This is a genomic window from Pseudomonas sp. NPDC078416, assembly GCF_050268485.1.
Taxonomy (GTDB): domain Bacteria; phylum Pseudomonadota; class Gammaproteobacteria; order Pseudomonadales; family Pseudomonadaceae; genus Aquipseudomonas.
Map to the genome: position 1 here is coordinate 1 of NZ_JBNNGV010000026.1, position 24533 is coordinate 24533.

The window sequence follows — 24533 nt, forward strand, 5'->3', positions numbered from 1 at the left end:
GCTTGCCCGCGAAGGCGTCAGCATGGACGACAGAGATGCGTCGGACGCACCGGCCTCTTCGCGGGCAAGCGCGCTCCTACAGGTTCTGTGTCGAGCCGACGTATCGCGTTCAGCCATTCACCGTCGCTGCGCAACAGATCGCGGGACAAGCCACGCTCCTACATCCTCCGGGGCGACACATCTGGCGTACCGCGCAGCTCAACGTGCTATCGCGTTGAATCTTGCGTTTCGGGATTCACAATCACCGTGCAGGTGATCCCCGCCGCCAGCACGACCCCTTCCGGCACGTGATCCAGGTGAATACGCACGGGTACGCGCTGGGCCAGACGCACCCAGTTGAAGGTCGGGTTAACGTCGGCGATCAGTTCGCGGCTCTCAGGGTTATCGCGGTCGTAGATGGCGCGGGCGATGCTCTCGACGTGGCCCTTCATCACTTCCCCGCTCATCAACTGCATGTCCGCCGGATCGCCGATTCTGACGTGGGGCAGCTTGGTCTCTTCGAAGAAGCCGTACACCCAGAACGAATTCCTGTCGACGACGGCCATCTTCGCATCGCCGATGCGCGCGTAGTCGCCGCGGTGCACGTTGAGGTTGGTAACATAACCATCCACTGCCGCCAGCACTTTGGTGCGCTGCAGGTTCAGTTGCGCGGCGTCGAGCTGGGCGACCGCCAGTTGATAATCCGCCTGGGCAGAGGTAGCGACATTCCCGGCGTCTTCGCGGCTTTCGGCGGAGATCACCAGGGCATCCATGTCCTTGCGCCGATTGGCGTTGACCTTGCGCATCTCCCACGTCGCTTTGCGCGACGCCACCATCGCCTCGGCCTGCTTCACCGCCAGCTGATAATGCTCAGGGTCGATCTGCATCAACAGGTCGCCTTTTTTCACCGGCTGGTTGTCCTTCACCGGCACATCAATCACCACGCCGCTGACATCGGCGGCGACGTTGATCACGTCAGCGCGCACCCGGCCGTCGCGGGTCCACGGCGTGTCCATATAATGAATCCACAGCAGCCGGCCGATCCAGATGGCCAGCGCCAGAATCAACAAAGTCGCGATCAGACTGAAGAGCTTTTTCATCTCAACCCACGTGCCTCAACGGTAAACAGTAAGCGCCATGGCGCCGAAAATGCAGCTGAACAGGCTCAGACGCAGCAGCGCCGGATGCCAGAAAAAACGGTACAGATCGAGCCCGGACATGAAGCGGTCCAGCGCCCAGGAAAGCACCATGGCGACCAGAAACATGACGGTCACGGTCGGCATGTAAACGCCGTGGAAGGCGAGTTCACGAGGCATTGAGTGGTCCTTGCGGCGAGGCGGCAGGCGCCTGCTCCGACGCGGCGTCTGCCAGCGGCGATTGCGGGTCCAGCAAGCAGGTACGAATAAAGTGCAGGTAGCTTTTCACCCGGCGCAACGCCGAAGTGTCGAAGTGCGGCGCGAAGGGCTCGTCGGTGTTCTGCACGCACACGATGGCGTGATCAACGGCCGACAGGCTGCGCGCCAGGTTGTGGCGATCAGGCTGGATGAACAGACGAATCAGCGAGCGGCCCATGGCGCGAATCGCCTGCCGCCAGGGCTGCGACTCGGCATAGCTCGGGTGTACCGGCAGAATGTCCTGCTCGCGGCGCAACTCGATGATCGCGTGGCCGATCTCCAGCACCACGAACATCCAGCGCAGCAGGTTGCGTTGCACTTCGGGTTTGCCGGCGGCCAGGCCATAGGCCTGATGCATCAGATCGCGGGTGCGGCTTTCGAAGCTGGAGCGAATCCCGCGCAGCGGCGCGCTGATGGCAAAACTGACTTGCTGACGCAGATTGCCTTCCAGCCGCTGCCACAACCAGCGACTGTTCGGCGGCAGAATGATTGCCCCCGCCGCCGCGCACAGCAGCATGCCGAGGACCATGGCGATGTAGTCATTGATGAACGCATACGGGTTGTAGACCGTGAGGTTGTCCGGCGCCGAACCAATGCTGAAGAAAATCAGCAGCCCCAGCCCATATCCCACCCACTGCGGCCGCGTGGTCAGGAAGGTGCCGAGCACGAACACCGGCGCCAGCACCATGCACAACAGGGGGAAACCATCGATGCGCGGCAGCACGAAAAAGGTGATGAAAAACCCCAAAACCGCGCCCAGAAAAGTCCCGCAGGCCATCTGAAAGGACATGCGCCTCGGGTTCGGTGTCGTCGCGGAAAGCGCCACGGTGGCGGCAGACACCAGGGTCATCGACGCGCCGCTCGGCCAGGCCGTCGCCACCCAGTAAACCGACATCACCGCAAGAATAAAGGTCGCGCGCACGCCGGATGCCAACGAAGACAGCCAACTGGTGGTGGACACGAACGGCTCGACCCACTTCTCCCGCGCATGGCGGTGATCGGCCAGGGAGGCATGGGTCTGGGCATAGTCGTGCAGGTCGTCGACGAAGCGATACAGCAATTCGTAAGCGGTGTGGAAATCAAGCAGGTCATCGTCGCTGGGTTCGGTCTTGACGAACTCGGCACGCAGGCTGCGCACGTGCTCGGGCAGGTCGGCCTTGTACACGCTCAACCGATTGGCCAGCAGCGCAGCGTCGGCGTTGGTCAGCGCGCGCCCGGCGAACGGCTCCAGCACCCCCGTCAGCGCATTCAGGCCGGGCTCGATGGCTCGCACTGCGGGCGTCACACCACGCCGACGCAGGCGTTCCAGCAATTGATGCAAGGCGTTGAAACGCGTGGTGATGGTCATGAATTCGCTGTTCAGGCGATTCAGCCGGCCGTTGCGGCGGCGCATGTGCGGGTCTTCGAACACGGTGACGGCGCGCAGGCCTTCGAGCCCCACGGCATCGGCGATGAAACGCACGTTGCTGGCTTCGAACGACGCCGGATCGCTTTCACCGCGCAAGCCGGTGATGACGAACTGGGCGAAGGTGCCGAAGCGCTGATAGAGGGTGTTGCGCATCGCGGCGCCGGCGCTTTGCGGCAGAATTGCGGCGCTGACCAATGTCGAGCAGACGATGCCGAGGGAGATTTCCAGCACCCGCCACATGGCCGCCATGAACGAGGTGTCCGGGTGCGCTAGGGCGGGCAGTCCGGTCATCGCGGCGGTGTAACCGGCGAGCACGAAACCATAGGCGCGGAAGTTGCGATAGCGCGCGGCGCCGGCGCAGCAGAAGCCGACCCAGATCGCCAGACTGCCGAGGAACAGCTCGCTGTTCTGCGCGAAGAGTGCCATCAGGGTGACCATCACCACCGAGCCGGCGAGGGTGCCCAGCAAACGGTAGAAACTCTTGGCGAATACCTGGCCGCTCTGGGGCTGCATGACGATGAACACGGTGATCATGGCCGTGCGCGGCTGCGGCAGTTCCAGGCGCATGGCGACCCAGTAGGTCAGGAATGCCGCGATCAGAACCTTGCCGATGTAGATCCACGTCACGCCATCGCTGCGCCCCCAGTCGTTGAGGCCACGACGCCATTCGAGGGATTTGAGCCAGTTGAAACCCAAGTTCATCGCCAAGTCCTGTAGGAGCGTGGCTTGTCCCGCGAACTGCCGGGAACCGGCAGCAAGATCGGTACATGTGGTGAGTCTGGCCAAATCGAGTGGGCAAATTTGGCGACCGGTTCCCGGTCGATCGCGGGACAAGCCACGCTCCTACAACCGGAGAGTTTCATTAATCGAACACCGCCAACGACACCGGCGTTTTCGGCACAGCGGTTTTTTCCGGTGCGGGGGAGTCATGGCCCGCCATCAACCCGCCGCCCAGGGCCACCACCAACTCCGCATGCACCGTCAGGCGTTCGGCCTGGACGTGTTGCTGCACCTGCTGCTGATGGAACAACAGCGTCTGTGCGTTAAGCACATTGAGGTAATCGGTCAGGCCGCGCTGATAGGCAACCATCGCGATGTCGTAGGTTTTCTGTGCGGCGGCCACGGATTGATCGGCGAACTGCTGTTGCTTGTCCATCGACTCGCGGCGAATCAATTGATCGGAAATGCTCTTCAGCGCCATCACCAGGGTCTGGTTGTACTGGGCGACAGCTTCGTCATAGCCCGCTGACGCCACGCCCAGCTCCGAACGCAAACGCCCGCCGTCGAAGATCGGCAAGGTGATCGCCGGGCCGACGCTGTAGTTGAATTTCTTGCCGGCGAGGAATTCCAGCATGCCGCCGCCGGTAGCCATGTAACCAAGGCTGCCCATCAGATCGACGTTGGGATAAAAGCCGGCATGGGCCACATCGATGCCCCGCGCCTGCGCCGCCACCCGCCAGCGACTGGCGACCACATCCGGACGCTGCCCCAGCAACTCGGCCGGCAACGCCGACGGCAACTTCAATGCGGCGTTCAGCGACAGCGTCGGGCGCTGCAGACTCGCGCCCTCGCCCGGGCCTTTGCCCGCCAGCGCCGCGATCTGATTGCGGCTCAGGGCAATCGCCTCGTCCAGCGCGTCAATTTGACGATGGGTTTCAGGCAGCGGGGTTTCTGCCTGGCTGACTTCGAAATGGGTGCCGATGCCGCCTTTCAGGCGACGCTGGGCCAGATCAACGATCTGCTTCTGTTGGGCGAGGGTCGCTTCGGCAATGTCACGCTGGGCGTAGTTGAGCGACAACTGGATGTACGCGCGGACGATGTTGTCCTGCAATTCCAGCTGCGCCTGACGCTCCTGGGCCGCACTCATGTGCGCCATGTCCAGCGCCTGTTCGGAGTGGTTGCTTTCCTGGCCCCACAGATCAAGGGAATAACTCAGGCCCAGCGAGGCGTTGTTGTCCCACGTGCTGGTGTTCGACAGCTCACCCGGGCCGTAGAACTGATCCGTCGGCCAGTTGTGCCGTTTCAAGGTGCTGTCGCCGGAGATGTGCAGGGATTGCGCCGACTCCGCAATACCCGCCATGGCCTTGGCCTGACGCACCCGCGCAGCAGCAATCGCCAGGCTGGGGCTGCCGAGGGCTGCCAGTTCGATCCAGCGATTGAGTTGTTCGTCGCCATAGGCGCGCCACCACTGACCGGCCGGCCAGTGGGCGTCTTTGTCGGCCGCCTTGATGGCGTCGTCGGTGGCCAGCGCGTCGGGGGACATCGCTGTGCCTTGTGGGGCAATTCCGCCAGTTCCGATGCAGCCGCTGATGAGTAACGTTAAAGCCCACACACTGAGGGGCTTGAGCCCTCTGACGAGACGACGCGGCACTGCTGCAATTACCTGAATGGAGGGGGAATCGATGATGCGGCGATTCTAGGGGGCGTCTAGCCCGACGATAAGCCGGGACTTCTGCGAATCTTTGTTACGCAACCGGAGATAATCCTTTGGTATGGCTGACATGGATCAGTTACTTCATGTCACAATTTGCTATCTCACCTGAGAACGGCCAATGGACACTCTGCAAAACATGCGCGCCTTCACTTGCGTGGCGCAAGCGGGCAGCTTCACCGCTGCCGCCGCTCAACTGGACACCACCACCGCAAACGTTTCGCGCGCTGTCTCCAACCTCGAAGCCCACCTGCAGACCCGACTCCTCAACCGCACCACGCGACGCATCGCCCTGACTGAAGCGGGCAAGCGTTACCTGCTGCGCTGCGAACAGATCCTCGGCTATGTGGAAGAAGCGGAAGCCGAAGCCAGCGACGCCCATGCGCGCCCGGCCGGGCAACTGAAAGTCCATTCGATGACCGGCGTAGGCCAGCATTACGTCATCGACGCGATTGCCCGTTACCGGCGCAATCACCCGGACGTGTCGTTCGACCTGACCATGACCAACCGCGTCCCGGACCTGCTCGAAGAGGGTTATGACGTGTCCATCGTGCTCGCCAGCGAGCTGCCGGATTCGGGCTTCGTCTCCCAGCGACTGGGTATCACCTACAGCATCGTTTGCGCCTCGCCCGCCTACATCAAGGCGTTCGGCATGGCGCACCGGCCGGCTGATTTGCTCAATCATGCCTGCCTGCGCCTGGTCAGCCCGGTGTTCCCGCTGGAAAAGTGGGCGTTCGACGGCCCCGAAGGCCAGGAAACCGTGACCATCGGCAACTCGCCGTTTCTGGTGAATTCGGCCGACGCCATGCAGGCGGCGATCAGCAGCGGCATGGGCATCGGGATTCTGCCGATCTACTCGGCCATCGAAGGATTGCGTAACGGCTCGCTGGTGCGGGTATTGCCCCAGTACCGGTCCCACGAGCTGAACCTGTACGCGATCTACCCTTCGCGCCAGTACCTGGATGCGAAGATCAAAACCTGGGTCGAGTACCTGCGCGGGTCACTGCCGGAAATCATGGCGGCCCATGAAGCGGACCTTCAGACCCATGTCTTGCCGGCGACGGTTTAACGCTCTGCCGCAACGGGCGACGTATCCCTCTGCCTCGCCAATCCCTCGGCAAGAATGTTAGCGTGCTACGTATTGCCCTTCTGACCTGCCGAGAGAAGCTATCCGATGAAAAAGACCGTCCTTGCCTTCAGCCGCGTGTCCCCGGAAATGGCCGAGCGCCTGCAGCAAGACTTCAACGTGATCATCCCCGACCCGAAAAAGGGTGATCTGAACGCGCAGTTCAACGAAGCCCTGCCCCACAGCCACGGCATGATCGGCGCCGGCCGCAAGCTGGGGCGCGAGCAACTGGAGAATGCGAAGCAGCTGGAGGTGGTATCGAGCATTTCGGTCGGTTACGACAACTACGACGTCGGCTACCTCACCGAACGCGGCATCATGCTGACCAACACCCCTGACGTGCTGACGGAAAGCACCGCCGACCTGGGCTTCTCGCTGATCATGAGCAGCGCCCGCCGCGTCGCCGAACTGGACGCCTACACCAAGGCCGGCCACTGGAAACGCAGCATTGAGGCGCCGCATTTCGGCACTGATGTCTACGGCAAGACGCTGGGCATCGTGGGCATGGGCAACATCGGCGCAGCGGTCGCGCGGCGTGGTCGTCTGGGTTTCAACATGCCGATTCTGTACAGCGGCAACAGCCGCAAGACCGCCCTCGAGCAGGAACTGGGCGCGCAATTCCGTACGCTGGATCAGCTGCTGGCGGAGTCGGATTTCGTTTGTCTGGTGGTGCCGCTCAGCGAAAAGACAACGCACCTGATTAGCACCCGCGAGCTGTCACTGATGAAGAAGAGTGCGATTCTGGTGAACATCGCCCGCGGTCCGATCGTCGACGAACTGGCGCTGATCAAGGCGCTGCAGGACGGCACGATTCGCGGCGCCGGTCTGGATGTCTACGAGAAAGAGCCGCTGTCCGAATCGCCGCTGTTCGCCCTGAGCAACGCAGTGACGCTGCCCCACATCGGTTCGGCGACGGACGAAACCCGTCAGGCCATGGCCGACCGCGCCTACGCCAACCTGCGCGCCGCGCTGCTGGGCGAGAAGCCGCAGGATCTGGTGAATGCGCAGGTGTGGAAGGGCTGAGCCGCCCTTTTGATGATCGTTCCCACGGTCCCCGTGGGAATGCCGCTCCCGCCGCTCCGCGCCATTTGAGCGGGAATGACGCGGAGCGTCACAGGCTGCATTCCCACGCAGAGCGCGGGAACGATCACCCGTAGGAGCCGGCTTGCTGGCGAACACGTCAGACCATTCACCCCTGCAGCGTCTGACCTGCCGCATTCGCCAGCAAGCCGGCTCCCACAGGTGTTCTGATCACCGATGTGATGTTCCCACCGTCCCCGTGGAATGCCGTTCCCGGCGCTCCGCGCCATTTGAGCGGGAATGACGCGGAGCGTCACAGGCTGCATTCCCACGCAGAGCGCGGGAACGATCACCCGTAGGAGCCGGCTTGCTGGCGAACACGTCAGACCATTCACCCCTGCAGCGTCTGACCTGCCGCATTCGCCAGCAAGCCGGCTCCCACAGGTGTTCTGATCACCGATGTGATGTTCCCACCGTCCCCGTGGGAATGCCGCTCCCGCCGCTCCGCGCCAGTCAGCCTCTCACGCCAGTTTCGCACCCACCGGCACAATCACCCTCGGCTTCCTGAATACCAGCACGTTCCCGGCCATCACCAACACCAGCCCCATCAGCGCGGGGGCGGTCCATTGGTAGCCTTCGGCAAACGCCGACACATTCAACGCCACCACCGGAAACAGCACTGTGCAATACGCCGCGCGCTCCGGGCCCATGGGGCCGACCAAGGTGAGATAGGCAGTAAAGCCAATCACCGAACCCGGGATTACCAGGTACAGCAACGAGCCGATGTACCGCGCGTTCCATTCAAACCCGAACGGCGTGCCGCTCAGCAGGCAATACACACAGAGCATCGTCGCGCCATACAGCATGCCGTAGGCATTGGTGGTCAGCGGGCGCAGGCCGGCCTTCTGTTGCAGGCTGGACAGCATATTCCCCGCCGAGAAACACAGCGTGCCGAGCAGGGTCAAGGCCAAGCCGATCAAGGTCTCGCGACTGGCGCTGTGCCCGGCCAACTCCGGCCAGAACAGGCACGCCAGTCCTATCAGCCCCAGCGTTCCGCCCATCACCACGTTGCGCGCGACTTTCTGTTTGAAAAAGATCCGCGCATTCAGCGCGTTCCACAGTGTCGCGGTGGAAAACACCACCGCCACCAGACCGGTCGGAATCCACTGGCTGGCGGTGTAGAAGCACATGAAGTTGACGCAGAACAGGCACAGCCCTTGCGCCAGACAGATGAGCTGCCCGCGCCGATTGACCTTCTGCAGTTTCCCGGTCGCCAGCAACAGGGCGAAGATGATCAGCGCCGCGAGGCCGAAGCGGTAGACGATCGACACCGGAATGGCGACTTCGCCCAGTTGCAGTTTCAAGGCAATCCAGGTCGTGCCCCAGATCAAAACGGTCAGCAGATACAACGTGATGTTCATGTCGGGCTCCCCAGTGAAGCCTCAGTCTGGCGGCGCGGGTCTGCGCTCACTTGCAGAAACTTGCGCATTTGATCGTCACCCCGCTGGCAGGCGGCAGCGCTCGGAGTAGGATGCGAGGCGTAGAGGAGTCCCCATGTCGTCACTCGAAACCATCCAGGTTTTTCAATCCCTGAACAGCTCGCCCCACGCGCAGCTGGAGAAGTGCGCGCCCTTGGGTGACGGGGTGATGGCGGCGTTGTGGAACAACCGTCATGACGCGCAGAACTACCACGCGCCGACCCACCACACGTTGTCGTGCTACATCGACGGCGGCACCGGGACGTTCCGCCGCGATCAGCCGGACAAGAAAGGCGCCCCGGACAAGATTTGCACGCTGCCCGCCGGCCACCAGTCTTCCTGGGTGGTGAACGGAGAAATCCGTCTGGCGCATCTGTACATCAGTCCCGAACAGTTCGCCCTCAACTGCGTCACGCTGCTGGACCGCGAGCCGCGCCAGCTGGCATTGCAGGAGCACACGTTTCTGGACGATCCGCTGCAGGCCGAGCGTTTTCATCGCCTGATCCGCATGGACTGGAGCGAACCCGGCGACCGCATGCTCACCAGCAGCCTGGCCCATGAGTTGCTCGATCACATGGTCCTGCGCCAGGTAGGACTGCGCGAAGGGCTGCGGTTGAAAGGCGGACTGGCGCCGCACTTGCGCCGTCAGTTGGTGGAGTTTATCGAGCTGAATCTGGCCGATCCCTTGAGCCTCGGGCAGTTGGCGGGCATGTGCGCGCTGTCGGAATACCATTTCGCACGGATGTTCCGCGAAAGCTTCGGCCTGCCGCCCCATCAATACCTGCTCGCCCGACGCCTAAACTGCGCCCGGGAACTGCTGCGGTCGACGCGCAAGCCGTTCGGCGAGATTGCCCTGGAATGCGGCTTCGCGAGTGCCAGCCATTTCAGTAACCGGTTCAAACAGTCAGTGGGCGCGACGGCGGGCGAGTACCGGGCTGCGTTTCAGTAAATGCGTTTCAAGAGCCACCAACACCAACGGGTCAACCCCATATGAAACTGTAGGAGTGAGCTTGCTCGCGAAGAGGCCCGTACACCCGATCATTTTTCACGGGCTGAAACAAAGCCTTCGCGAGCAAGCTCACTCCTACAGGGGGCAAGCGTCTACCGGCAGAACCGGGTCGGCAATGTAACGGCTTAAAACTCCAGCGTCGTCGCCATGACCACCTGCCGCGAATCCCCCAGCGACACGAAATAACGGCTCACCGCGGAGCTGTAATAGGTGCGATCAAACAGGTTTTTCACGTTCAGCTGAAACTTCACTTTCTGCCCATTCAGACGGGTTTCGTAGGTCGCGAAGGCATCGGCGACGGTGTAGCCGGGCAAGTCAAAGTCGTTGTCGGGATTGCCCGCACGTTCGCCGACGTAATGGGCGCCTGCTCCCGCCCGCAGCCGGCTGGCGCCCAACACCGCGCCAAAGTCGTACACCGCCGAGACCGAGCCGCTGTGCCGGGGCACGTTCTGCAAGCGGTTGCCCTTCAAGGTCGGGTCCTCAACCACCCAGGCGTCGGTGAAGGCGTAGCCGCCAATCAGGCTCCAGCGCTCTGACACCTGCCCGCTGACGTCCAGCTCCAGGCCCCGCGAGCGCACTTGGCCCGCCGTGGTGTAAACCGTGTCTGCCGTCAGCGAGTCGAAATTCGCCACCAGCACGTTGCGCTTTCGGATGTCGAACAGCGCCAGCGTCGCACTGATGCCATCGGAAGCCTCCCACTTGGCGCCCAGCTCCCAGGCTTTCGATTCTTCGGGCAGCGTCGCCGAATCCAGCACGGTGCCGCCCGCCAACGCGGCGATGCTGGAGTTGGGCTTGAACGCCTCGGTGTAACTGCTATACACCGACAGCTCATCGCTGTAGCGGTAAACGAGGCCCGCTCGCGGAATCCACTTCTGCCCGTTCAAATCCGTATTGCTCATGAACGGCTCGCCTTTGCCGGCCTGCTGGTCGAACACTTGATAGCGCGCACCCGCGACGAAAATCCAGCGATCGGTGAGGTGCACGGAGTCCTGAGCAAACACCGAGTCGCTGCGCAGAATATCGAGCTGATGGCTGTCCGCCGCACTGACCAGAGTGCCCTCCGCGTCCTGGCCATACACCGGATTCACATAGCTGAACGTGCTCTGGCTTTTCTGGCGGATCAGCTCACCCCGCGCGACCTTGCGGTACTCGTCGTCGACGCCGATCAGCAGTTCGTGCCGCAAGCCGGCCAGCAAGGTGTCGCCGCTCAACGTGAGCGTGGTGAAGCGATCGGTGCTCAGGGCGTTGCCGGTCCCGTCGATGGAGCGGGTCAGCGTGCCGGTTGCCGGGGCGACGGCGGTCACCCGCACTTGGCTGGCGTCATAGGTCTCGCGGTTATAGCTGTAGCCGAGGTGGCCTTGCCAGGTGTCGTTGAACCTGTGGTCGAGCTCGAATCGATACAGATCCGAGCGCCCTTCCATGTTGTTGAACGGCTCGTCCAGACGGCGGGTCGCGGGAATGTTCAACGGACGGTTGGTGCGCGGGTCGATTGCCGTGCCGCGATCAAACGGCGAGAGAAATTCCCGGTGCTCGTAGGACGCCAGCACTTCGGTGTCATCGCCATACCAGGCAAGGGACGGCGCCACCAACGATTCACGGTGCACGCCGTAATTGCGCCAGTAATCTTCGTCTTCGTGGTCAACGATCAAGCGATACGCCAATCCGGTGGACGCCCCTTCAGCGCCATCAATGGCACCGGTGCTATCGACTGTTGCGCCGCTGCCGTTCTTGCCTGAGCCGTAGCTTGAACCCCGGGCCGTGAGGGCATTGACCGACTGCAACTGCGGGCGCTTGCTGACCACGTTGATCACCCCACCCGGGTCCTGAATGCCATACAGCAGTGACGCCGGCCCCTTGAGGACTTCAACGCGCTCGGCCGTCGCATTCAGGTTGCGGCCCTGCACCACCGGCATGCCATCGCGCATGATCGAACCGTCGCGATTGTCGCCAAAACCGCGCTTCATCAGCGTGTCCTGGGTGCTGCCGAGGGTGTTGCCCTGGGTCAGGCCGCTCACGTTGGCCAGCGCATCGTCGAGGTTGCGCGGCGCCTGATCGCTTAACACCTGGGCCGGCACAACGCTAACCGCCTGCGGGTTTTCCAGCGGCGGGGTTGCGCTGCGCATCACCGATGTCACGGCGGGCGGCTGATAGCTATAAACGGCACTGCGGGTGGAATCGATCTGCGTCGCGCCAAGGGAGACCGCGCCCTCAGCGGGCCGGGATTGCAGCGTAAAGGTGTCGTCAGTGACACGGCGGAACGTGAGCCCAGACGTTCCCAGCAGAATGCGTAACGCCTGTTCCGCGCTGAACGAGCCGACCAACGCCGGGGCATCGACCGCGTAGGGCGCATCCTGGGTGTAAATCACGCCAAGCCCTGTCACCCGACTGAAATCCCTCAGCGCCTGGGGCAGCGGTCTGGCCGGGATCGAAAAGTCGTAGGCAGGCACGGCTGCCTGGGCGCATGCGCTCCAAACCGCCACCACCGAAACGCCACACCACCTTCTCACATCGTTCAACCCCGTTTGAATGCGACACACGCCAACCACTCGCTGTTGATCAGCGGATCACAATCACCCGCCCGAGCGCTTCGTACTGCTCAAAACCCACGACGGATTTCAACGCCGCCAGCACAGCCAGCGCATCGCGGCTGGGAAAGCTGCCGCTGACGGGCTTCGCTGCCAACTGATCGTTAAGCAAAATGATCCGGCCCGGGTAATAACGGTTGAGGTCGTTGATGACATCAGCGAGGGGTGTGCGGGCGTAATTGAGCCAGCCCTGCCGCCAGGCCAACTGGCTTTCGCTGTCGACAGGCTGCGGATCACCTGTGCGCTCGCGGTCATAACTCATACGCTGACCAGCCGTCAGGATCTGCGGCGGCGCATCGGCGGCGGCCTTCACCCCAACACGCCCGGAGAGTACCGTGACCTGCGCGCCGGCAGCTTGCAGGCGCACCTCGAACTGCGTGCCCAGCACCCGGGTTTCCCCGCGTCCGCCATCGACCACAAACGCCTCGCCGGTATGACTGACTTGAAAGAATGCGGCGCCACGGCGCAACTCGACGTGCCGCTCACCCGCGTCGAAATGCACGGCGATGGCGCTGTCAGCGTCCATCGTCACCTGCGACCCGTCGGCCAGGGTCACGGTCCGGATCTGCCCCGGTGCGGACACATAATCGGCGCCCAGATCATCCGCCCAGCGCTGCGGATTCCAGCCAAGCCCGGCGCTCACCATCAGCACCAGACACGCCGCCATCGCCAGCGCCGCTCCCCAGCGCGGCAGCCTTTGGGGCGTGGGCGCGTCCATTTTCCGCAGCAAGGCGTCGAGCGCAGCGGCGTCCTCGCCGGCCAATGTGGCGGCAGGCTCTTCACTGAGTTCCCACAGCACCTGGGCCTGAGCGTAGGCCTCGGCATGGGCAGGATCGGCGTGCAGCCAACGGCTGAAACGCGCCTGATCGGCGACCGTCGGCTGGTTGTGCAACACACTGAGCCAGCTCAGGGCCAGGGTGTGAGGATCGGCATTTGGATGGGGAACTGGGTTCATCGACGCACGCCCCCGGTTTTCCCGCCCAAGGGCAAATCCCGAGCAACGTCCTGATTGACGCTCGCCTTGCAGGCTTGCAGGGCGCGCATCATGTGTTTCTCCACGGCACTCTGCGAAAGCGCCATGGCCTTGGCGATTTCGGCGTATTTGCGCCCGTGGATACGGTTGAGCAGAAAGATCTGCCGGGTTTTTTCCGGCAATCCGCGCAATGCCGTTTCGATGTGGCGCAGATCATTGCTCGCCTCCAGCGCCGCTTGGGGTTCGTCAGTCTCGGGCCGATACGCATCAGGGAGCAGATCCTCGCTGAGCCGGGCGCGGGTGCTTTCATTGCGCAGATGGTCAATGGCGATATTGCCGGCGCAGCGCAGCAGGTACGTGTTGAGCTCCTCGACCTGCACCAGCGGGCGCCGCCAGAACCTGAGAAACAGGTCCTGCACCAGGTCGGCCGCCGTCGCCCGGCAACCCACTTTTCGGCTGACCAGCGCCTCCATTTGCGGACGCTGGGACAGAAATACCTCCAGAAAACGCGCGCGTGCAGCCTTCGGCGCCTCGGGGTCGAGGTCCTGACACGATGAGTTCAAGGACGGAGGCGGATCGATCATGGTTCAAGCACGAGGTTGGGAAGGATGCAAGGCGCGATATTAATGATAAATATTCTCATGCGCAAAAGATGTCCGACGAATCTCGCAACAAATCTGCAGTGCCTGAAATGAGTCAGTGAAAAGGCGCAGCCCAGTAAAAATGGACTTGCCGGTCGAGTTCCCGCATTGGCGAAATATATTCTCGGTTCCAAGGGGTTGAATTGTTCGTGGATCGGCGCCAACACTGTGAATGAGGGCAGACGAAAAACACCTCGTCCAGACTCTCCCGAGCAAGCCAAAGTAAGGGAAGAACTATGCAAATCCAGGTCAATAGCGATAACCACATCGAAAACAGCGTCCGTCTGGAGGAGTGGGTACGAACCACGGTTGAAACTACGCTCGAACGATACGAAGAGGATCTCACCCGCGTTGAAGTCCACATCAACGACGAAAACGGCGACAAGCCCGGCCCGCACGACATCCGTTGCCAGATGGAAGCCCGGCCAAAAGGACACCAACCCATTTCCGTGACCCACAAGGCCGATTCGATCGATCAGGCAGTGGATGGTGCAGCGGTCAAACTGGACCACGCCCTGGAACATCTTTTCGGAAAGCTGCGCGGCAACAAACGCGGCGCGGCTCCGGTGATTGAAAGCGATCTGGACGACGAGCCCGTCAGCGCTGATGCGCTGCTCGAAGAAGAATTTCTCGAGAAGGATGAAGCATTGCACGGCTGATGCAGCAGCCTTGAGACACTGAACTGCTGAATGAGGGGCGGGCCTGGAAACGGGCCCGCCCCTTCTTTTTGCGCGTTCGATAAGCGCCGAACGCTCGCCTTGTGAGCTGCGCTAAACACGCGGCAAGTTTACCCGCCAACCTTTCGCACACAAAGAATGCAGGGGGCGCGCAAATGGTGCCAAGTGGGAATTATCCAAGCAGTTGGCCAGTACAAGATGGGCGCCGAAACCGTGACCTGGTTGGCGATTCAGAGCCCCGCGGTCCGCCTATTGGGAGCATTTACACCTTTCGTCCCTTATGGCCCAAACCCTGCAAGCTTTGTATCGTCGAGCTTACACCTCACCTGCACGCCGCGAGTTTATTGGCTCGGCGCGCAGTGACTCGCTCAATGAGACGACGTTTCAACGGACCACGATGGATATCACCGCGACTTCAGCGAGCGCGGCCAGGGCAGGAATCATTAACCGTTGATCGGCTTCGAGAACTAAAGGGATTCACCCCCAGTCAATTTATGCAGATCGTTAACAGGTAACAGGCCATGGATAACCCTTTTCAACTGATCACCGACGCTTTCCATCCCGACTACCGGGTCAACCTGAGTATCCAGGGCCTCGACGGGACCATCATGCTGACGCTGTCGAATGAGTCAGGTGTGGTCGCCAAACGCCTGCTCAGTGCCGAGCAACGCAACTCGCCCAAGCGGCTGCGTCGTTTGATCGAAAGCATCCAGTTCGGCATCGCCATCGAACAGGGTCACAGCGCCATCAAGATCCTTGCGGCCATGACCGACGGCGACCTCAAGCAACTCTCGCCGCCGCCCACCCGAACCAACGTCCTCAGCCGTCCGCAGTTGACTGCCGGCATCTGACTTTCTGATGCGCATGGAGTGAGGTGATATCCATTGCCTCGCCAGCGCAGCACTTCGTTACATCAATCTCGATGCGTCCTGCCACCCGCCGACGATCGCCTACTTCCCTGTAAGTCCCGCCGATTCAGCCCTCAGACAGAAAGCACCTGTTACAACAAACCTGTAGCAAGCCGGCTGCCCCGTTACACAACAAAACGGCGAGCAGCAGAGTCTGGACAAGTCTGAGGTGACGATATGTCTCTACGATACATAGCGCTGATTGGCGCGCTGGCCCTGGCGACCGGGTGCGTGGAAGAAAGAGTGGTGCACGAGCGGCGAGTCGTAGACCGACCCGCGCCGCGGGCCGAATACGTCGAAGTCGTCGCCCCCCAAGCGCCGCCCGTGCGCGTCGTCGAAGAAGAACCGGCGCCGCGTCCGGGCTACATCTGGTCCCGCGGCTACTGGCGCTGGAACGGCAACCGCTACGTCGCCGAGCACGGCCACTGGGAAGCGGTAAGGCCGGGCTATCGCTATCAACATCCGTACTGGGAAAGTCGAGGCGATGGCTGGCATTACCATGTGGGCGTCTGGGTAAACTGACGACCTGCCACACGCAAAAATGCCCCGCTGAGACGGGGCATTTTTTATGGATTTGCTGGTGGATAGGTCATCGAAAGCAGTTCATTGGTTGCAAGCAATGGTCTCCAGGGCGCGCTGAGGCTTTCCTAAGCAGAGTCGCACCAACCACAGCATTTGGGCAATATCACGACAATTGCGACCAGGCAGATGACGGCGGTCAGCTAAAGTCTGCAGCAAAGCGAAATCGGCAATCAGGACTGATTATGGATATTCAAGCGTTAAGACAAGCCGCCATAGAACTGCGGAAACAATTGGAACGGTATAAAGAAAAAGAACCGGCAGCACTCGCTTTGTATGAGCATATGGAGCCTTTAATATCGGCCGCCGAGCGAGGTGAGATTAATACCCAGGTCGAAGCACGAGACATACCAGGCCATCGAATTATGGCTGAATCAAACCTCCGAAAATATCGAGATCTTTCTGAAGCTTACAGCAATTTTTATGTCGAACTTATCGAAGGTCGCGGCTCGGATACGCTCAAGATGATTGAAGAAATCATAAAAAAGGCCAGGAAGTAATCCCAGCCCGTCTGGTAATGCGTATGGATGGGAAACGCCGTCGCCACGCCCCTGTCCCCAGTCCTCGGCGTTGGCCGCTAAACGTATAAACACCAAAAGCCAAGACCTATGCCGGGCAAACGGTAGATGAGTCCTAAACAATAAGGACTCATCCCATCCCTACTCCACTTTCTCCTGCACCGACGGATACCTCGACGAGGAATACCTCACGACCAGAATCGAGAACGCGAGCAACAGCACGCCGCCACAGACGTAGATAATCCCCAGATCAGGCGCTTTGTGATGTGACACGTCGCTGATCAGCAAGCGAATCAAAGCGGTCACCCCGATGTACAGCAAGAACCGCAGGGGCATGTGGTTGGTCTTGAAATAAATCCCGACCATCGCGCCCAGTTCGAGGTAGATGAACAGCAGCAAAATGTCATCTACGGCGATGTACTCCTGCCCGAGCATGCCGATGAAGGCCTTGATCGCGGCGTATGCGGTGACCGCGCCGATGCCGAACAGCGCCAGATAATGAAACGCTTCAACAGCCAAGTTGCCCAGGCTGTTAGCGCCGCCATGAAGCTTCGCCCGCATTCGATCTGCCCATTTCACACCCGCCATCCCTTACCTCCCCTGACCAAACCAAAATTGTTCATAACGAGCGCTGCGCTTCAGCGCAGCGGTGGATCTGTCGACGCAGGGTTATGGCCGCGTTGATGTTCACGATGCACTTACTTGGGTGACCCGGACCGGATGATGCTCCGCGCGCATGACGTTTTGCTCGTGCGCGAGGTGTCCGAAGGCAAGCATTAATAGGGCCATCGGCTAAGGTTGAGAACGTGACCAGATGTCGCAAGGCCGCGACTGGCAAAAAAAGTGGTCGGGCACCCCCTACCCAAGCTGTGGCGATTCACCTATGCTGCGAACTGTATAAATACACAGTAAAAAAGACGGAGCACGCTGTCTTTGCATCATCCGTCGGCCGAAGCATTGAGCGCCGGGCTGATCCCTTACAACTCTGGAAATGACGACGAGGCCAACAATGGCTGTTGAAACCCTTTACCGCAGTACCCGTGATTTGGAGACTACGTTCGTGGACCGCAAACTCGCCGATGCCCATGATCAGATGCTGGAACTGGCAGAACTGCTCACCGATGTGTTGATGAAGAACGTCGCCGGGCTCTCCGAAAAACACGCAGAAGACGCCAGTATTTTCATGGCGAAAAACCGCGCCGTCTTCGCTGCCGCGTTCAAAAGCAATGCCCTTGCCCTCAACGAGCTGGCACCCGCAGCGGAGCAGGCAGAGTAGTCAGGCCCGCGACTTCGGCTTAAGCCAGTTGCAGGCCGGCTTGCCACCAAAGCGCTTCAGTCCATGTCCAGCAGCCGCTCTGCCAGCTCATCTGCAACCCTCGCGGGTGAGCGTTTTTCAGCTTGCGCATGGGCGAACACCTCGGTCAGCCGCGTGCCGATCTGAGACAGATGCGCGGTGATGGTGCCCGGGCTTTGCCCCTGATGATGCAGCGCGACATAAATCAGGCCGCCGGAATTGATCACGTAATCCGGCGCATACAGAATGCCGCGTGCTTCGAGTTGGTCGGCGATCGCAGCGCAGCTCAGCTGGTTGTTGGCGCCACCCGCGACAGCGGCGCAACGCAACTTGGTCACACTGTGGCTGTTGAGTACGCCGCCCAGCCCGCACGGCGCAAGGATGTCGCAAGGCGTGCTGAGAAGCGCTTCGCTGGCAACCGGCTTGGCGCCAAATTGCTCCATGGCGAGCTGCACCTTGCCGCTGTCCAGATCTGCCACCAACAACTCGGCGCCCGCTGCATGCAGCTGTTCCGCGAGCGCGTAGCCCACATGCCCCAACCCCTGAATCGCCACACGCAAACCTTCGAGATTGTCACTGCCCAGCCTTGCCATGGCCGTGGTACGAATCCCGGCGTACAAACCCAGCGCAGTGTGCGCAGACGGGTCGCCGACCGCCGTGGTGCTGGTGACGTGCGGGGTGAATTGGGCAATGCAGTCCATGTCCTCTCGCGACGTGCCGCTGTCCATGGCCGTGACGTAACGGCCGTCCAGGGACTGCACAAATCGCCCGAACGCCTCGAACAAGGCAGCCCGATCAGGCACGTGGGCGGGCTGCATGATCACTGCCGTTCCACCGCCCAGTGACAACCCTGCAAGCACGGCTTTGTAGCTCATGTTCCGTGCCAGCTGAATGGCGTCCTCTATGGCGCTCTCTTCGTTTGGATAGGAGAGGTAGCGACAGCCTCCCATCGCCGGACCTTTCTGGCTGCTATGGATCGCGATCACCGCCTTCAGGCCGGTGCGCGGCTCAACCATCATGTGCAGTGATTGCACGCGTGAGCTTTGCATGAGAGCGAACATGGGCACTGCTCCCCTTTTTCGTACTGGCGAGTATAGGCGCTGATTGAAAAAAAGAAGGCCGGCCCCGGGCGGATCCGGACGACGGACTGCCGTTGGCCGCACGCAATGAATCAACGCTGGACGAAGACAGCGGCCAGGGATAAAACAGAGTCATCCGTTAATTCTTCTCAGCCGTCTTATCCTGCCGGAGAAGTCGATGAATCCGCGCCAGCAATGCCTTGCCTGTCTAGAACGGACCCCGCCGTCTACCTTCGAAGCTGCTTCATGGATCGCCACCGAGCACGACGGCCAGGTTGATTTCCAGGTCATCCGCGACCAGCTCACCGCTCTGGAACGCAGCGTCAGCGCGTCGCTTCCGTTGTTGCCGGCCGCAGAGCTTGCCCAGCCATTGCTGCGGCAACTGGCGACGTCGGGATTTCAGCAAGACGATGCTGCCCAGCCCAAACCCCAAGTTGCGTTGATTCACAAGGTCCTTGAACGTCGTCGCGGCCAGCCGCTGGGGCTGGCGCTCATTGCGCTGGAGATCGCACGGCGTCTGGAAATCCCCCTCGAGGGCGTTAACTTCCCCGGGCACTTTCTGCTGCGTGTGCCCGGTGCCGACCATACGCTGGACCCTTGCGGCGGGCGCAGGCTCTATCCGAAAGACTGCCGGGAATTGTTGCTGCGACAGTTCGGCGCAGACATGCCGCTGCGCGCCGAGCACATGAAAACCGCGACGCCAGCGGCAATGTTGCAGCGGTTGTCGAGAAACCTGCGGTATCTGCATCAGCTAAACGACGATTTGATCGCCGCACTCAAAGACGCGACCCGGGTGATGGAATTGGGCCAGGCCAACACCAGCGATTACCTCGCTCGTGCCAGCCTGTATCAGCATCTGGAATGCCCGCAGGCCGAACGGTTCGACCTGGAGCATGCATTGATGTTGAGTGATGACCCTGTTCAGCGGGTGCGGCTCACTCAGCGTCTGATTCAACTGCCCGGCATGGGCGCGCTGCACTGAACATCAGGAACGAGCCAGGGAGCCAGCGCTGTTTTTCGCCTTTTCCAGTTGTTTCAACTTCTCGGCCTTGCGGATCGATCGTGCCTGCCTGCCCGCCTTGAATGCGCCGAAGGCTGCTTTGGCGAAATAGCCCCGCGCGCGCGCCCGGTCGCCATCCTGATAAGCCTGGACGCCGCGATACAGGTCCACCGAAGCGTGCAGGGCCGTCCACACCAGTTTAGTCATGGGGTTAAGGTCAGCCAGATAGCCGCCGTATTTACGTATGAAGGTATACGTGTTGAGCAGGCGCCGTTCGGCAACACTCTCGGTTTGAGCATCGATATCCACGATCAAGTGCTGCACGGCGATACCGTGCAACCCTTCCAGGCTTCTGATCGGAGTTGAATAGCCAACGGCATACAGCTCGCCATCTACCACCGGCGACATCTCAAGCTTTTGCATGAGCGTGCCAATGATGCGCTGGGCTCTGTAAGGGACCCGATCATAGTAATAACGACTCATGCCTGGCCGCGCGACGGAGCGCACAACGTCTTCTTCCTGACGGAACAGATGGCCGTCCGGCGCACCGGGGGTGTAAACCCATGCTCCCAGCCGAGCACTGTCTTTGTCCGGTCTGAAGACGTAGAGGCCGTCGAAGGTCTTGTGCTCCATCATCAGGAGATGGAGAGTCCCGGGCGTTTGGGCAGTGTTACCGACAATGCTGCTGTCCAGGCTTGCGGCCATTCTGACAATCCACATGTATTGATCGGGAGTCAGCCGGCCTGCAATGTATTCGGTCAGCGCGTCACGGCGCAGCTCATAATGTGTCTTGCGCGCGAACAGACCGCGAAGCCTGGGTGGCGGGGAGTTGGTCAGCCCTTGGGTATGCCGGCGCAACTCGCTGATGTACTCATCGGCGTAATCGGACCCGCGGATCATCTCATCCACGAACGCACCCGACAGCGCGGACACATCCTGACCAATGGAGGAATACACCGCCGCATCAGGGCCGAAGGCGTAGTCTTCTTCCGAGTAACCCACCATGAACAGGTCGGTCAGACAGCGCAGCGTTGTGTAACGCCCAAAATCCGGTTCCCCGTTGACCGAGCTGCCGTCCAGATCGAAAAACACGGTGTCCGGGTCGATGCTTCCCGGTACTCCCGAGTCCTTCAGGTGCTTGTCGATCAAGCGCTCGCACTCCTGACGGGCAGCGGCGCGCCATGGAATGACACCGAAACTGTCATAGGCTTTCTGCAGCGCCGAGATCCGATGCCCCAACACCACCGCCGCCATCCGATCCTGCCGGGTGATGTATGGCGCACGGGTGCTGGACACGATTCGATTACGGGTCAGCATCTGCTCGATCTTGTAGTGACTCAAGCTCGACACCGCCTCAGTGAAAGAGGAGGCCTCGACGTTCACGAACAGCACACTGTCAACATTCCAGGCTGAAGGCTTCAGCCGAAGGCTTTCAATGTAGGGCACCACGTGCTGATCGGCGTTGACCACGGTCTGATCCAGCAGGTACTGGGCCCCGCGGGCGCTGGCCGTCCAGCCGCCGATTTCAAACGACAACTTGCGCCAGCTGTCGAAATCGAACATATCGCGCCCACTCGGATGTCCCGGGGCGTAGAGCACATAAAACGCGTCATCACCGTCGCCCTCCCTGATGACCACCACATCTTCCAGTCTGCGGTCGCCGCCTTTCAGATACAGGCCACCGACACTCAAGGCGCGTGTGCTGCCGAGGTTCGACTGCGCTCGCTCGATCAACGCCAGACCACGATCGGAAAGATGCCCCTGGAGCTTTGCCGCCCACGCACTCAAGGCAATGGTGCTGGCACGCAGCGCCGCCATGGCATCCCGCGTGGTCTGCTCGCGATAACGGCGCTCCAGTTCGTGTTCGAAGCGCTGTTTCAGATCAAGGTCTTTCAGCAAGCGGCTGATGAAGTCGAAGTCCAGTCTCTGGTGTGAATACACGGCATCAACCTCGACGCTGGGGCGAAGTTGCAGGTCGAGCTCCGGCAGCCCATCGAGGGCAAACCCCAACAATGTATGGGTGTACACCGCGTTGAGCGGCCCGCTGGCGAACGGCATTTCGTCTGGCAGATTAATCGTCACTTTCGCCGGATCGACGGTAAAGCCCAGATGCTTCATCAAATAAGCAGCGATTTCGTTGCGAGCGAAGATTTCGGGCGACTCGATCCCCGCCATTTGTGCCTGCATCAGCCCTTCACATCGCGTCTGCTCGGCGACGAGCGTGTCGTAGCGATGGCGGTCTTCAGGGGCAGCGAACCTGATCCCATCAGGAAGACGTCGCTCCTGGATAAACGCCAGCAGGTCGAGGTAGCGGACGTTCAGCGCCTCCTCCAGATCGTCAAGGCGGATGGCGTCATCGAACATTTGCAGCCGTGCCTCGGCATCGCACTCGGCCTCCATCGACGGCGCGTGGGCGAGCAGATGATCGAGATCACTCAGCTGTTTTTCACGCAAGCGAGTCATCCAGTGGCTCGCGGGTTTTTCCTTGAGCAACGAGTATTCCACTTGCAGCGCGCCTGCCGGGGTGCTGTCCAGCGACGTCTGATCTTCGAGGGACAGGCACCCTGCCAGCAGATACCGAGTGGCATCCTGCTCCAGACGGTGCATCAGCGCGGCGCTCATTGCACTGACTGTGGCGAACTTTTCCACGCCAGCCGCCGGGGTGAAGAGGTAGACGCCTGCATGGCTGCCATCGTCAGTCAGCGGCATGGCATCGACATCGTCCGCAGTCGCTGCATAGACCCCTGCAAGGGGCAGCAGTGTGCCTTGCGAGGTGCGCAACGACAGGCCATAGCAGCCCTTGGCCTCGGTGTCCCCGACAACGCGCGATAGACGTGTTTCGTCTTGAGCATCCAGCTCGCCGCGGCCCACGGCCAATCGAATGGCGTGCCCGTAAATCCAGGACTGCAGCGTCCCGAAGATTTCCTCACGTGTGCCGCTAACGGCACTTTCACCAGGAATGGATTTGAACGTCGGCTCATCCACTTCCCAATACGCATTGAGACTGAACTTCAAATAACCGGGCAATTGTGCGATCAGGTCCTCGCACATTGTCCTGAAGGCATCTGCGCCAAACCCCGGCAACGTATAGGCCACATGGGAGGAGTCCTTACGCGTAGAGAGAACGGCCTGTGGGTCGTCCAGGTAAACCCTGTCTCCCATGAAAGCGTGTAGCAGGACATCGGTCAGACAGAGCGGGGCGGGATCGGCTCCCCCGGCATCCTCCCTGTGAATGAAGAGCGCGTCAGGATTAGGAAATGGCCTGAGTTGGCGAAGTTGCTCGGCCAGCATCTGCCTGGCAGCGTCGCGCACAGTGGGAACCTGACGCAGTTGCGAAACGATCAGCGCTGACAGCTCGGCCTCGTTACTGGCGTGATCGAGCAGCGAACCCGGCTTCGTATGGATGTCATTGTTGAAAATATGATCAGTCATCTTTACAGCTCCATGATGACCGCCCTCGCCACCAGGGCATCCAGCCAAGGTGTGAAATACGTGAGCGGTCCAAAAGAGCTGTTATTTAAAGTGCTGCCCCCCTGCCCGATGGGATAACTATTGATGCCACGAGGGAGTCTGCGTCGACGGGTTATGCGGGAAAAGGGCACATTTGACTGCCACCTGTGGAGTCATCCTACTGTTGCTGCGGCTGTAAAACTGCATGTCATAAAGCGCGCTGTTTCAGTGACAGCAAACCCCTTAACCTGCGCGCCATCTGAGTACAGCCCCCCGGGCCATGGAAGACGCTGTTTTTAAACGGACTGTATGTGCTTGCCCCTCGTCACCGACGTTGTGTTTTGAAGCTCCTGGATTCAACGTCTTATTTGGCCGCTGCGTGTGCAGCGGCTTTTTTTTGCGTGGCCGCAATGGGTCTGCCCCGCAACGGCTCAGGCGCGGATGTTCACCCGTGATCTCTCCCGTGGCGTGTTTGCGTATTCAGCAAGCGCCATCACCACAGAAATGACCGTCCGTAATTCCACCAGCGCATCTTGGGCCACGTCGTTTTCCCGGCTCATGCGGTCATGGAGTACGCCCAATTCTTTATCAAAAAAAGCGTAAGCGTTTACCTCTGCGTCCTGGTTTATTTCTTTTCCATCCGCATCAAATTCGATATTCATGCTGGACATCGCATCAACCAGCCCTTCATCAATGATCCCGCGTTCCGCCAAGACTGCGCCTATTTCCCTCAATTGCCGGTTCGTGGTCCTGGTAGGGTCGAAGCCCGCAAGGTCAATATTCAGCCCCTGTAATTTTTTGATGTTAGAGATGTTTTCATCTGCCCAGTACTGTCGGACTTTCTGTTTAACCGCCTGCTCTTCGGCACTCAGTCCGGATAGGGTCTCAAACCGCTTGTAGGGGCCGGCGACATATACACTCAGCCGCTCTTGCACCTTGCTCAAATTGCCAATCATAAAACCTCCTGAAAAACCGGTTTATTCT

Annotated in this window: 21 protein-coding genes; 9 read left to right on the forward strand and 12 right to left on the reverse strand. The window is 60.7% G+C overall.

Features of this window, described 5'->3' with window-relative positions; translation table 11 throughout:
* Positions 1-206: 206 nt before the first annotated feature.
* From ACQKEN_RS19675 to ACQKEN_RS19690, 4 genes are all read right to left on the reverse strand, one after another.
* Complete coding sequence (locus ACQKEN_RS19675; protein WP_427688066.1) at positions 207-1079, reverse strand: efflux RND transporter periplasmic adaptor subunit; 873 nt, start codon at positions 1077-1079, stop codon at positions 207-209.
* Positions 1080-1094: 15 nt separating this feature from the next.
* Positions 1095-1295 (reverse strand): DUF1656 domain-containing protein, encoded by a 201-nt coding sequence (locus ACQKEN_RS19680; protein WP_065991906.1) that lies wholly within the window; start codon positions 1293-1295, stop codon positions 1095-1097.
* Positions 1285-3483 carry an FUSC family protein gene (locus tag ACQKEN_RS19685; RefSeq protein WP_427688069.1) on the reverse strand — a complete coding sequence of 733 codons (2199 nt, stop codon included), beginning with the start codon at positions 3481-3483 and terminating at the stop codon, positions 1285-1287. Before ACQKEN_RS19685 ends, ACQKEN_RS19680 begins: the two co-directional genes overlap by 11 nt.
* 160 nt (positions 3484-3643) lie before the next feature.
* Positions 3644-5152: an efflux transporter outer membrane subunit gene (locus ACQKEN_RS19690; RefSeq protein ID WP_427688071.1), complete on the reverse strand. Its 1509-nt coding sequence runs from the start codon at positions 5150-5152 to the stop codon at positions 3644-3646.
* Positions 5153-5333: 181 nt separating this feature from the next.
* Between ACQKEN_RS19690 and ACQKEN_RS19695 the strand changes: the two genes are divergently transcribed.
* Positions 5334-6281: a LysR family transcriptional regulator gene (locus tag ACQKEN_RS19695; protein ID WP_265388367.1), complete on the forward strand. Its 948-nt coding sequence runs from the start codon at positions 5334-5336 to the stop codon at positions 6279-6281.
* 105 nt (positions 6282-6386) lie between these two features.
* On the forward strand, positions 6387-7361 hold the full coding sequence (locus ACQKEN_RS19700; protein ID WP_427688073.1) for a 2-hydroxyacid dehydrogenase: 975 nt from the start codon (positions 6387-6389) through the stop codon (positions 7359-7361).
* 518 nt (positions 7362-7879) lie between these two features.
* Here the strand turns inward: ACQKEN_RS19700 and ACQKEN_RS19705 are convergent.
* Complete coding sequence (locus ACQKEN_RS19705) at positions 7880-8779, reverse strand: DMT family transporter (RefSeq protein ID WP_427688075.1); 900 nt, start codon at positions 8777-8779, stop codon at positions 7880-7882.
* Positions 8780-8912: 133 nt separating this feature from the next.
* Between ACQKEN_RS19705 and ACQKEN_RS19710 the strand changes: the two genes are divergently transcribed.
* Positions 8913-9785, forward strand: coding sequence for a helix-turn-helix domain-containing protein (locus ACQKEN_RS19710; protein ID WP_427688076.1), 873 nt, complete (start codon positions 8913-8915; stop codon positions 9783-9785).
* A gap of 185 nt (positions 9786-9970) precedes the next feature.
* Here the strand turns inward: ACQKEN_RS19710 and ACQKEN_RS19715 are convergent, their stop codons facing one another.
* From ACQKEN_RS19715 to ACQKEN_RS19725, 3 genes are read right to left on the reverse strand one after another with little or no spacing between them, the layout of a single operon-like run.
* Positions 9971-12382 (reverse strand): TonB-dependent siderophore receptor, encoded by a 2412-nt coding sequence (locus ACQKEN_RS19715; protein ID WP_427688078.1) that lies wholly within the window; start codon positions 12380-12382, stop codon positions 9971-9973.
* A gap of 19 nt (positions 12383-12401) precedes the next feature.
* Entirely contained in the window at positions 12402-13385 is a 984-nt protein-coding gene (locus ACQKEN_RS19720; protein WP_427688079.1) for a FecR family protein, read from the reverse strand.
* Positions 13382-13987: an RNA polymerase sigma factor gene (locus ACQKEN_RS19725; RefSeq protein ID WP_427688081.1), complete on the reverse strand. Its 606-nt coding sequence runs from the start codon at positions 13985-13987 to the stop codon at positions 13382-13384. The genes ACQKEN_RS19720 and ACQKEN_RS19725 overlap by 4 nt, the downstream gene beginning before the upstream one ends.
* Positions 13988-14280: 293 nt before the next feature.
* On the opposite strand from ACQKEN_RS19725, the gene ACQKEN_RS19730 reads away from it, so the two are divergent.
* The 4 genes from ACQKEN_RS19730 to ACQKEN_RS19745 all read left to right on the forward strand — a co-directional run bounded on the left by ACQKEN_RS19730 (position 14281) and on the right by ACQKEN_RS19745 (position 16708).
* Positions 14281-14703 (forward strand): HPF/RaiA family ribosome-associated protein, encoded by a 423-nt coding sequence (locus tag ACQKEN_RS19730; protein WP_065991892.1) that lies wholly within the window; start codon positions 14281-14283, stop codon positions 14701-14703.
* 539 nt (positions 14704-15242) lie between these two features.
* On the forward strand, positions 15243-15572 hold the full coding sequence (locus tag ACQKEN_RS19735) for a DUF3509 domain-containing protein (RefSeq protein WP_427688083.1): 330 nt from the start codon (positions 15243-15245) through the stop codon (positions 15570-15572).
* 234 nt (positions 15573-15806) lie between these two features.
* Positions 15807-16151, forward strand: a complete 345-nt coding sequence (locus ACQKEN_RS19740; protein WP_427688085.1) for a YXWGXW repeat-containing protein — start codon at positions 15807-15809, stop codon at positions 16149-16151.
* Between the two features lie 242 nt (positions 16152-16393).
* Positions 16394-16708 (forward strand): hypothetical protein, encoded by a 315-nt coding sequence (locus ACQKEN_RS19745; RefSeq protein ID WP_427688087.1) that lies wholly within the window; start codon positions 16394-16396, stop codon positions 16706-16708.
* Positions 16709-16867: 159 nt separating this feature from the next.
* Here the strand turns inward: ACQKEN_RS19745 and ACQKEN_RS19750 are convergent, their stop codons facing one another.
* Positions 16868-17314, reverse strand: a complete 447-nt coding sequence (locus ACQKEN_RS19750) for a phosphate-starvation-inducible protein PsiE (protein WP_427688089.1) — start codon at positions 17312-17314, stop codon at positions 16868-16870.
* A gap of 421 nt (positions 17315-17735) precedes the next feature.
* Between ACQKEN_RS19750 and ACQKEN_RS19755 the strand changes: the two genes are divergently transcribed.
* On the forward strand, positions 17736-18002 hold the full coding sequence (locus ACQKEN_RS19755; protein WP_065991884.1) for a YebG family protein: 267 nt from the start codon (positions 17736-17738) through the stop codon (positions 18000-18002).
* 56 nt (positions 18003-18058) lie between these two features.
* Here the strand turns inward: ACQKEN_RS19755 and ACQKEN_RS19760 are convergent, their stop codons facing one another.
* Entirely contained in the window at positions 18059-19081 is a 1023-nt protein-coding gene (locus ACQKEN_RS19760; protein ID WP_427688090.1) for a Glu/Leu/Phe/Val dehydrogenase dimerization domain-containing protein, read from the reverse strand.
* Between the two features lie 196 nt (positions 19082-19277).
* On the opposite strand from ACQKEN_RS19760, the gene ACQKEN_RS19765 reads away from it, so the two are divergent.
* Positions 19278-20081 (forward strand): SirB1 family protein, encoded by an 804-nt coding sequence (locus ACQKEN_RS19765; protein ID WP_427688092.1) that lies wholly within the window; start codon positions 19278-19280, stop codon positions 20079-20081.
* 3 nt (positions 20082-20084) lie between these two features.
* Here the strand turns inward: ACQKEN_RS19765 and ACQKEN_RS19770 are convergent, their stop codons facing one another.
* Together ACQKEN_RS19770 and ACQKEN_RS19775 are read right to left on the reverse strand one after the other, a co-directional pair.
* Positions 20085-23531: a dermonecrotic toxin domain-containing protein gene (locus ACQKEN_RS19770; protein WP_427688096.1), complete on the reverse strand. Its 3447-nt coding sequence runs from the start codon at positions 23529-23531 to the stop codon at positions 20085-20087.
* Between the two features lie 449 nt (positions 23532-23980).
* Positions 23981-24505 (reverse strand): hypothetical protein, encoded by a 525-nt coding sequence (locus ACQKEN_RS19775; protein ID WP_427688098.1) that lies wholly within the window; start codon positions 24503-24505, stop codon positions 23981-23983.
* Positions 24506-24533 lie beyond the last annotated feature (28 nt).